Annotated in this window: 4 protein-coding genes; all 4 read right to left on the bottom strand. The window is 30.2% G+C overall.

Going from position 1 to position 1859, the window contains the following annotated elements:
- Positions 1–169: 169 nt before the first annotated feature.
- Positions 170–433: a hypothetical protein gene (locus DVA66_RS21145; RefSeq protein ID WP_122135135.1), complete on the bottom strand. Its 264-nt coding sequence runs from the start codon at positions 431–433 to the stop codon at positions 170–172.
- Entirely contained in the window at positions 433–936 is a 504-nt protein-coding gene (locus DVA66_RS21140) for a hypothetical protein (protein WP_157974180.1), read from the bottom strand. Before DVA66_RS21140 ends, DVA66_RS21145 begins: the two co-directional genes overlap by 1 nt.
- On the bottom strand, positions 911–1189 hold the full coding sequence (locus DVA66_RS21135; RefSeq protein ID WP_097508691.1) for a hypothetical protein: 279 nt from the start codon (positions 1187–1189) through the stop codon (positions 911–913). Before DVA66_RS21135 ends, DVA66_RS21140 begins: the two co-directional genes overlap by 26 nt.
- 110 nt (positions 1190–1299) lie before the next feature.
- Positions 1300–1686, bottom strand: a complete 387-nt coding sequence (locus tag DVA66_RS21130) for a hypothetical protein (RefSeq protein ID WP_157974179.1) — start codon at positions 1684–1686, stop codon at positions 1300–1302.
- Positions 1687–1859: the final 173 nt, after the last annotated feature.

Raw genomic sequence — 1859 nt, 5'->3', positions numbered from 1 at the left:
TTTTCTTCTGTAAATCCTTCTTCTTTTAAATCTTCAACAATATCATTTGCTAACCATGCTATATCTTCCTCTTCAACTTCAAGATTCACTTCTACAAATCCTATAATGTATTTTTTAAGCATTTCCTCATCAATTACTATTTTGCTCATTTTTCTTCATCCTTTCGATTTTAAAATTCTTTTGTTTGTGCAAATGTGTCTGCTGTAAATCCTTTACTTTCTAATGCTTCAACTACTTCATCATCCAACCAATCTACGTCATTATTCATCACTCGTTTTGCAAATTGTTGGTTAATCAATCGTTGTAGTTGAGATTTCGATTTAATATTCACTTTACTTCTGTCAACGTGCTTGATACATTCATCTAACACATCTTCAATTTGAATGGTTGATGTTCTTGATACGACTTTGATGTTTTCATCTTTGATACTCATTAATACAACCCTCTTTCTAACGCCTTATTATTTTGCTCATTTTCAAGTGATTGTATATATTTTTCTTTTATATCTCGATATTTGGTATTGCCCACTGTTTCAAATGCTTTTTGATGTTCAATCCCATCTAAATGCGATAAAAATTCAACATCTGCAATTTGATTCATCATTTGATTTAACGATGTAAAACCTAATTTCTCTGCTTTTACTTTCGCTTTCTCCCAAATGTCATAATCCACATTCACTTTTTTAATGTTTCTCGTATCGATTGGTTTGATAAAGTCATAATCGCCCTCAACTACTTTATTTAAAATGTGATTATTCAAGGTTTCAAACGTATCTCCCACTGTATACTCATGTTTTCGCTTAATTTTTAATAATTTTTCTTTTGCTTCTGGCGTTATTTTCAATACTCCTTTTTTTTCCATATATAACGGCGAGTCAAGTCTCTTTAACCTGCCGTTTACACCTCCTAATTTAATCGGAAGCATTATCACCACCACCTGGGTCAGCTTTTTCAAATGTTTTTTGGAGACTATTATCAACATTTTTATTATCTTTGAGCGATTGATTATTTTTGTCTTGTGCTTTAACCACTTCTTCTAAATCGTTGTTTAGAATCTTATGCACTGCAAAATTTTCATCTCTCAAATCTTCAATTTCTTGATGTTGAATGCCCAATCCAACTAACATCAATCCAGCTACTAAACCTTGTGATATGATTGTTCCGACTTTGAATTTTTTATCTTTGTTCAATTTAATCAGTCCTTTCTTTTATTAAAGAAGGTCTGATATGTATTTATTCTAAAGCACATATAACATAAAGTACATATCTGTTACCTTCTTGAACATATTTAAAATGAGGCTTATGCCTTTTTATAATTTCGTATTTTTGGTCGTGTTTCTTCGATGATTTCTTTCATCCGTTTTGAATCAATTTCTTTAGCCATCAATTCTTGCTTTGCGCGTTGTTGTTCAATTATTTTTTCTTTTAATCGTAAACGACGGGCTTGATGTTTACTTTCTTTCATAATCAAATAATAAAACTTCTTCTCAAGTTGTTCTAAATACTGTTTTTCTGCTTGCTCAAAATCTCGATGTGTCTGCCACTCACGAATAATTTCAACTGGTATTTGCGTTAGTTTCGAAATTGTTTTTGGTTCAAGTGCGCTTACTTGTGCAACGTACATAAATTCGTGCTTTTGTGTCATTGGTTCATTTGTTAAATTATTGTGTTTGTAACTTTGTGCCATTTTTTAATTCACTCCTTTTTTAATTTTGCTTTAAGGTTATATCATTATACTTTTTGTTATTTGTTATAAGGTAATAATTTGTTACCTTTAAATATATTATAATAGCATTCTGAATAAAAAGCAACTCAAAAGACTGTATTTTTTCACTTTTTTTGTGCGTTATTTATTCAAAA

This window comes from Desertihabitans aurantiacus, assembly GCF_003344635.1.
Taxonomy (GTDB): Bacteria; Actinomycetota; Actinomycetes; order Propionibacteriales; family Propionibacteriaceae; genus Desertihabitans; species Desertihabitans aurantiacus.
Note: the sequence above shows the minus strand (reverse complement) of the source record. Positions and strands in the feature narration are given on the sequence as shown.